The sequence below is a fragment of the Rubrivirga sp. genome (assembly GCF_049648075.1).
Lineage (GTDB): Bacteria > Bacteroidota > Rhodothermia > Rhodothermales > Rubricoccaceae > Rubrivirga.
The window spans coordinates 1-7,582 of record NZ_JBARYR010000354.1 but is presented as its reverse complement, the minus strand read 5'-3'; the positions used below and the strand labels follow the sequence as shown (position 1 = coordinate 7,582).

Sequence of the window (7,582 nt, the reverse complement as noted above, 5' to 3'; positions counted from 1 at the left end):
GGCCTAGACGGACGCCTGTCGCTCCAGGCGTTTACCAACTCGGGGCAGGGCGCGGGGTCTCTTCTCGTCGAGGACGCGCCTGCGGGGCTGCCCGGTTTCTCGTGGCGGCTCCAAGGTTCGGCGCGACGGGCCGGTGACGCGCGGACGCCGGACTTCGTGATCCGCAACTCGGCGTTCGCCGAGGCCGCCGGGCACCTGACGCTGGGCTACCAGCGCGGTGACACCGAGGTCGACGCCCACTTGCGCCGCTACAGCACCGAGCTCGGCATCTACCGTGGCTCGCACTTCGGGAATGCCCGCAACCTGGAGGCCATCATCGAGCGCGGCGGGCCGGACCCGGCGTGGGACTACCAGTTCTCGTACGACATCGACGCGCCCAAGCAAACCGTCACGCACGACGTGGCGAGCATCCACGGCCACACGACGTTCGACTGGGGCCACCTCGACGCGACCCTCTCGGCCCAGCAGAACCGGCGCCAGGAGTTCGACGCGCACCGCCCCTTTAACGACTCGCTCGCGGCCCTGGGCGAACGACCCGCGTTCGACGTCACCTTGGCCACGCAGTCGGTCGACGTCAAGCTCGAACCCGACGTCTCGGACCGGGCGCGGCTCGCGATCGGGTTCCAGGGGCGGACGCAGCTCAACGAGAACGGCGAGACCGGCTTCCTCATCCCCAACTTCCGCGCCTACGACGGGGGCCTGTTCGCCCACGGCAGCTACGCCGTCACCGGCCGGTTCACGCTCGACGTCGGCACCCGGATCGACGCCCGGACGCAGCGCGCCTTCCCGCGCAACTTCCAAACGCGCAGCTTCGACGACGTCCGGCGGACGTTCCTGGGCGGCGCGGCGGTCGTCGGCGGCATCTACTCGCTTTCGGACCAGTGGAGCTTGGCGGCCAACGTCGGCAGCGCGTGGCGGCCCCCGAACGTGAGCGAGCTCTACGCCTTCGGCGTCCACCACGGGACGGCCCAGTTCGAGATCGGCGACCCCGACCTCGAGGTCGAGCGCAGCTTCGACGTCAACGCGACGGTCCGCCACGAGAGCGCGTGGGCCAGCGCCGAGGTCTCGGCCTACCTCAACCACATCGACAACTACGTCTACGCCTTGGAGGACCCCGAGCCGACCGTGACCATCCGGGGCACGTTCCCCACCTTCCAGACCACGAACGCCGACGCGCGCTTCGCCGGGGTCGACGCCACCCTCGAGGTCCGGCCCGCGCCGTGGCTCGACGTCGGCGCCCGTGCCTCGATCCTGCGCGCCGACAACCTCGAGGTCGACGGTCCCCTCTTTGGCGTCCCGGCCGACCGCTTCGGTGGCCACGTCCGGTTTACCCAGACGCGCGCGCTCGGCTTGGAGGACGCCTTCCTCGAGGTCGACGCCGAGCACGTGGCGCGGCAGGACCGGGTCCAGCCCGGTGCGTTCCTGCCGGCGCCCTACCCGCCGGCGTACACGCTGGCTGGCCTGCGCATCGGCGGGACGGTTAGCTGGACGGGCGTTCCGGCCCGCATCCAGCTCGGCGTCGAGAACCTGTTCGACGTTCGCTACCGCGACGCGCTCAGCCGCTTCCGCTACTTCATCGACGAGCCCGGCCGCAACGCGACGCTCCGCGTCACGGTCCCGCTCAGCTAACGACTCCCACCGCCCGGGACTCTCTCGGGCATCTCCCAGGGGTCGTCGGCTTTCGGACACTTCGGTCCATCGGCGGCGGCCCTCGCACTCCCCCCATCACCGTGTTCAAGCATACCCGCACTCTCGCCAGCCTCGCCCTGCTCGGCTCCCTGTCCCTCACCGCCTGCGATTCGGGCGAGCCGGGCGACGACGGCGCCGGCGAGGAGGAGCTCATCTCGCAAGTCACCCTCTCGCTCACGCCCGACGACGGCGGTGAGACGGCGACCATTCAGGTCAACTTCGACGCCGACGGGACGAATCGGACGTTCTCGCCCTCGACGCTCGTGCTCCGGCCGGGCGTGACCTACGCCGGCTCCATCGAGCTCCGCGACACGTTCAACGACGAGGACATCACCGAGGAGATCGAAGAGGAGGCTGAGGAGCACCTGTTCGCCTACGCGCTCTCGCCGGCCTCGATCGGGACCGTCCGCATCACGGACACCGAGAGCGACTACTCGTCCGAGGACGACAACAGCGGCGACTTCGCTGTCGGGCTCGACTTCGAGGTCGACGTCGCGGCCGGCGCGTCGGGCTCGGGCACGATGAACGCCATCCTCTACCACTTCGACGACGCGCCCAAGACGTCCTCGACGGCGACGAGCGACGAGATCGACGTCGAGGTCCCGTTCCCGGTCACGGTCGGGGCCGGCTCCTGACCTAACGGGGTCGCGCCCTCGAGGACGGCGGTGACGCTTTCATAACGCCTCCGCTTGCCCTCGAGGACGCGCTCGGTAGATTGCGGGTGCCTCCATAGCTCAGCTGGTTAGAGCAGGAAACTCTTAATTTCAAGGTCGAAGGTTCGAATCCTTCTGGAGGCACCCGACGAACTGAGGGCTGGATTACACTGTCGTAATCCAGCCCTTTCGTTTGTGCCGACCGTACAGAAAGTGTGTCCACGCCATGGGCTCACCACGTTCTCGGGATCGGCGCGTTTGCGGTGCCGAAAATGCAACGTGGACGCTGTGACCCGACGCCGCAAGAAGATGGCCGCCCTCGCCATCGAGTACAAGGGTGGGGAGTGCGAACGGTGCGGGTACAAGAGGTGCTCGGCAGCCCTCGAGTTCCACCACCGAGACCCCGACCAGAAAGACTTCAACGTCGCGGGGAAGGCTCAGACCTGGGCCTGGGAGCGTGTCAAACGTGAACTCGACAAGTGCGACCTCCTGTGTGCCAACTGTCACCGCGAGGCACACTGGGGAGTTGACCGTTGAGGACGTAGCTCTGCTGGCGTGGTCTGGTGTTCGGCGCTACCCAACCTCAGCCGGTGTCCTGAGCGGACACAGGACATGGGGACAGGACGTTCGCCGCGAGAGGTACGAGATGGCGTGACCGGTATCGAGGGAGAATGGTGCGTCTGGAGATAGGCCCCCTCCCGCTCCACTCCAATGACACGCTCCATCGCTCTCCTCGCCGCCACGCTGGCCCTCCTGGTGGCGCCTGCCCACGCCCAGCCCGTCCTCGAGTCCCTCGAGGGTCCCGCCGGCGGCAGCGCCTGGTCCGTCCTCGCGCAGTCCGACGGGGACGTCGTGGTGGGCACGTACGACGGCCTCACGTCCGCCTTCCGGTCGAGCGACGGGGGGCAGACCTGGACCTACCTCGACGCACTGCCCCCTGCCCGCTACGAGGCCTTCGCACGGTCCGCCGACGGCGTTCTGTTCGCGGCCTCGAGGGCGGACGTCCAACGGTCTAGAGACGGCGGTGTCACCTGGGAGGCCCGCCGGCCCGACGGCGGGTTCGGCCGCGTAAGCGACCTCGTCCTCGATGACGAGGGACGCGTGTTCGTCGGGTCCCGGAGCACTGGCGTCGTGCGCTCCCTCGACGGCGGCGACACGTGGGAGGCCGTCGGCGCTGGCCTCGATACGATGTTGGTGACCGCCCTCGAGGTCGCTCCGGGACGGCTGCTCGCCGGAGGGGCGGGCCGCGTCCACAGCTCCGACGACGGCGGTACGACTTGGACCTCCGTCTCCGACGGTCTCCCCGACGCCGACGTCTCGTCGCTTCTCGTGACCTCGACGGGACGGACGCTCGCCGCCACCGCCTCGGGCCTCTACCGCCTCGAGGTCGGGGCGAGTCGGTGGGAGGAGGTGACGGAGGGCGTCAGCTCGTCCCCGACGGCGCGCTACTACGCGCTGGCCGCCCTCGCGAGCGGTCGGTTGCTCGCCTCGACGTACTCCGTCGTCTACCTGTCCGACGACGGGGGCACGACGTGGCGGGCCAGCGACGGCCCCAACATGTCCGGGGTCTACACCTTGGCAGAAGCCGGTCCCGGCCAGGTGATCGCACCGACCTTCGACGGCGGCGTCTGGCGCTCCAACGACGGAGGGACCACCTGGGCGAGCGCCAACGACGGATTCCTGAACACGCGCGTGACCTCGCTCGCCCTCGATGGCGAAGGCCGGCTGCTCGCCGGGACCCAGCAAGCGCGGCCGGCGAACGCGAGTCGCTGGGACCCGACCTCGAGGCGGTGGGAGAGCTTGACGGCGCGAGGCCTGACCGGCTTCCGCGTCTACGCGATGACGCGGACGAATGCGGGCACGCTGCTCGCCGGGACGGACTCCGGTCTCTACCTCTCGACCGACGGCGGCGCCTCGTGGACCCGTTCGCAAGACGTCACCCGGACGGTCTACTCCGTCGCCGAGACCACGGCGGGCACCCTCCTCGCGGGCACGTTCGACCAAGGCGTCGCCCGGTCTAGGGACGGGGGCGCTTCGTGGACGTTCGTGGACACCCCGGAAGGCCGGGTCCGCGTCGTCGCCTCTGCTCCGGACGGGACCGTCTACGCCGGCCTCGACAATGCGAGCAACCGGGCCGTCCCCGGCGGCGTCTTACGCTCCGATGACGACGGGGTGACGTGGAGCTTCGTCAACAGCGGGTTTGGCTTCGAGCCCTCCCGGACCCAGGCGCTGGCCGCCGACCGGTCCGGCACGGTGTACGCCTCGTTCAGCGAGCGGCCCGGCCCGTTCCGCTCCGACGACCAAGGCGCAACGTGGACCGAAGTCCGGTCCGGCCTCTCGGGATCGACAGCCCTTTTGGCGACCGACCGCCGGGGCGTCGTCGTGGTGGCCCAGTCGGACGGGTCCCTGTACCAGTCTCGCGACGGGAGCCCCTGGGACGCCATCGTCGGGCCGACGGGGCTCGTACCGGCAGCGCTCGCCGTCGAGGACGACGGCCGCGTCTACTTCGGGACGGTCGGCCGCGGCGTGTACCGGACCGCCGAGCTCGTCGCGGTAGACGCCGAGTCGGCTCCGACGTCCGACCTCGAGGTCGTCGCCTTCCCCAACCCCGTTCGCACGACGGCGACCGTCCGGCTCCGGTTGGACGCGCCGTCCGATGTCCACGTGACCGTCCTCGACGCGACGGGACGGATCGTGGCGGTTCTGGCCGGTGAATCGCTGGGGACCGGCGTCCACGACCTCGAGTGGGCGCCGACGGTCGCGAGCGGTGTCTATATCGTCCGGGCAGAGGTTGGCGCGGAGGTCGTAACCAGGCAGCTCACGGTCGTCCGCTAGAGCCTTCGTCGGGTAGATCTCCGAGCCCGCAGGGGCGTGATTTTTAGCGGGAGGGGGACCGGATGGACCCGGTGTCGGGTTGTTTCGCCTAGTCCTTCTCCCCGTCTATGGCCATCCGTCTGTTCACCCTCGCCCTCCTTGTCTCAGGATGTTCGGTCTCCGGTCGCGTCGCCTCCGAGATCGAGGCCGCGCTCCCCGAGGCCATCGGTCCGGCCGACGAGTACCAGGTCTCCGTCGAGGGCGTGAGCGTCACCTCCAGCACTGCCGACCGCATCGAGGTCGTGGGGCTCCGGGTCGCACGCGAGAACGCGCCCGTGATCGACCGCTTCGAAGCCGTCCTCGAGGACGTGGTCTTCGACCGCGGCGAGAAGGAGATCACGGGCGTCGGGAGCGCCAGCGCGACGGCCTTCGTCCTGACTGCCGACCTCGACACCTACCTCGAGGGCCTGGACGGCATCTCGGACGCGACTCTAACGCTATCGGCGCCCGACCAGATGCTGCTGACCATGCGCGGCGAGCTCGCCGATTACGAGATCCCCGTTAACATCGAGATCCGTGGGCGATTCGCCGCGGAGGCCGGGGTGGTCCGCCTCAACGTGATCAGCGCGCGGGCCGGCCGGATCAACATCAGCGGATTCAAGGACCGGATCGAGCGCGAGATCAACCCCGTCCTCGACCTGACCGACGACGACATCGCGCTGACGGTCACGGACGTGCGCGTCGAGGACGGCGTCCTCGTCCTCGAGGCCGCGGGCGACCTGAGCGGGCTTCAGATCTCTAGAGGGGTCAAATCGGACATGCCGCGTTCTGATTTGAGCCACTAGAACGCGTGGCAGATCCGAGCTAGAACGGGTGTCGGCACTTGTTGCTCCCTAACGGGGAGCGGCACGAGGGTTGCGAAAGCACGGGGGCTCACTCGGCTCCGTGTTTCTACACCTCCTCTTCGCGCCCGCCATCACGGCCGTAGCAGCGCTGCTCAGCAGTGTCCTCGCGGCCCTCGTCACGTCTGCGCTCGAGGCGTGGCGGCGGCGGCAGCGCGCGGAGGCCCGGGAAGACGAGATCGCGCTGTTGGCCGCGACCGTCCAGCGCTGGAGGCTGACACCGGCCGCGTGAGGTGGGGCGTCTGGCGTCGGCGTCAAGGGCGTGTCGCTCGAGGCCATCGGAGCGACGATCTGCCCGGTTACGGGTCAGCGCCGGACGGCGAACGGCATACACGGCGTCACGCACGTGCCAGCCGGTCCCGTCCTCGACCGGGCGCTCGCGCGTGTCGGAAAGGACACCGGAACGGACAGCGTGTTGGTGATCGGCCGCGACCCGGAGACGTACGCGGCGTGCTCGGCTCGCCCCTCCAAATGCAGCTCGCGACGATACCGTGCGCGTATCGTCGATGCGTTGCCGAGAACCAGAGTCGGCGCCGGACCGAGGCGTGGCTCTCGCGCTCTGGCCGACGCACCCGCCCGATGACCGCGCTGTCCGCCCTCGATGGCCAAGGGCGGGGCGCAATCGTGCAGGCCCAGCGCCGTAGATCGACGCGACGCCTCTCAGCCGCGATAGGACAGGCCACGGAGGACGTGCCACACGGTCAACGCCGCCAGCACGGCCGTCCGACCGGTGGGGTCGAAGGCCGGACTGAGTTCGACGACGTCGACGGAGCGGACCCGGGGGCTCCGGCCGCACGCCTCGGCGGCCCGAAGCCAGACCGAGACCGGCAAGCCACCGACGCCAGGAGCGCTCACGCCCGGCGCCGCGTCCACAGCATCGAGGTCGAACGAGGCCAGGGTGTCGCCCTCGAGGTCGGAAATCAGGGCTTCAGCGCGGTCGGAGGTCAGGTCGCGAGCCCAGATGACATCGCCGGATTGGCAGACGGCCTCGACGTGGGACGATGCGACGCGCCACGGAAGCAGTCCGGCAACCGTATAGCCTCGACAGAGGCCGGACGGGTGATCGAGCATCTGCCGAAACGGCGACCCCGAGTGCCCGAGTTCGTCTCCGAGGGCGCGAACGTCGGCGTGGGCGTCCCAATTGAGGGCCTTTACGGGCCGGTTCACGGCGACGTAGCCCAGAAAGTGACCGTACGCCGTCTCGTGTCCGCCCCCCAGCACGATCGGGACGACGTCTCGCTCTAGAAGCTCACCCACGACGGCGCCGAGCCGGACCTGATCGGCCTCGAGGTCGCCGGTCACGACCACGTCCTCGAGGACGGCGGTACGCGCGAGAAGGTCGACGAACGGCTCCGGGTCGCGCGCGTCGGGCGTCATCCGGTAGAGGGCGTCGCGGATCGCGGCGGGAGCACGGGCGGCACCGGGGCGGCCGCCGTTGCGCCGCACGCCCTCGTCCGACGGGAAGCCCACGAGCGCGACGCGGGTGTCGCCAGACAGCGGAGCATCGCGCAGCCAGTCGCCGAG

7 protein-coding genes and 1 tRNA gene are annotated in these 7,582 nt (G+C 69.7%); 7 read left to right on the top strand and 1 reads right to left on the bottom strand.

From position 1 onward, the window contains the following. The 7 genes from WBA11_RS10495 to WBA11_RS10465 all read left to right on the top strand — a co-directional run. The coding region (locus WBA11_RS10495; RefSeq protein WP_424520643.1) for a TonB-dependent receptor domain-containing protein at window positions 1-1,629 on the top strand (1,629 nt) is incomplete at its 5' end. A gap of 101 nt (window positions 1,630-1,730) precedes the next feature. After that, complete coding sequence (locus WBA11_RS10490) at window positions 1,731-2,324, top strand: hypothetical protein (RefSeq protein WP_424520642.1); 594 nt, start codon at window positions 1,731-1,733, stop codon at window positions 2,322-2,324. 88 nt (window positions 2,325-2,412) lie between these two features. After that, window positions 2,413-2,486: transfer RNA gene (locus tag WBA11_RS10485), tRNA-Lys, on the top strand. 165 nt (window positions 2,487-2,651) lie between these two features. Further along, complete coding sequence (locus WBA11_RS10480; RefSeq protein WP_424520641.1) at window positions 2,652-2,879, top strand: hypothetical protein; 228 nt, start codon at window positions 2,652-2,654, stop codon at window positions 2,877-2,879. Between the two features lie 174 nt (window positions 2,880-3,053). After that, window positions 3,054-5,177: a T9SS type A sorting domain-containing protein gene (locus WBA11_RS10475; RefSeq protein WP_424520640.1), complete on the top strand. Its 2,124-nt coding sequence runs from the start codon at window positions 3,054-3,056 to the stop codon at window positions 5,175-5,177. 107 nt (window positions 5,178-5,284) lie between these two features. Continuing rightward, window positions 5,285-6,001 (top strand): LmeA family phospholipid-binding protein, encoded by a 717-nt coding sequence (locus WBA11_RS10470; RefSeq protein ID WP_424520639.1) that lies wholly within the window; start codon window positions 5,285-5,287, stop codon window positions 5,999-6,001. Between the two features lie 100 nt (window positions 6,002-6,101). Continuing rightward, the gene (locus WBA11_RS10465; protein WP_424520638.1) at window positions 6,102-6,290 is read left to right on the top strand and encodes a hypothetical protein; all 189 of its coding nucleotides are present in this window, start codon (window positions 6,102-6,104) and stop codon (window positions 6,288-6,290) included. Between the two features lie 428 nt (window positions 6,291-6,718). On the opposite strand, the gene WBA11_RS10460 is transcribed toward WBA11_RS10465, so the two are convergent. Then, window positions 6,719-7,582, bottom strand: an 864-nt coding sequence (locus WBA11_RS10460) for a formimidoylglutamase (protein ID WP_424520637.1), incomplete at its 5' end; no start/stop codon positions are given.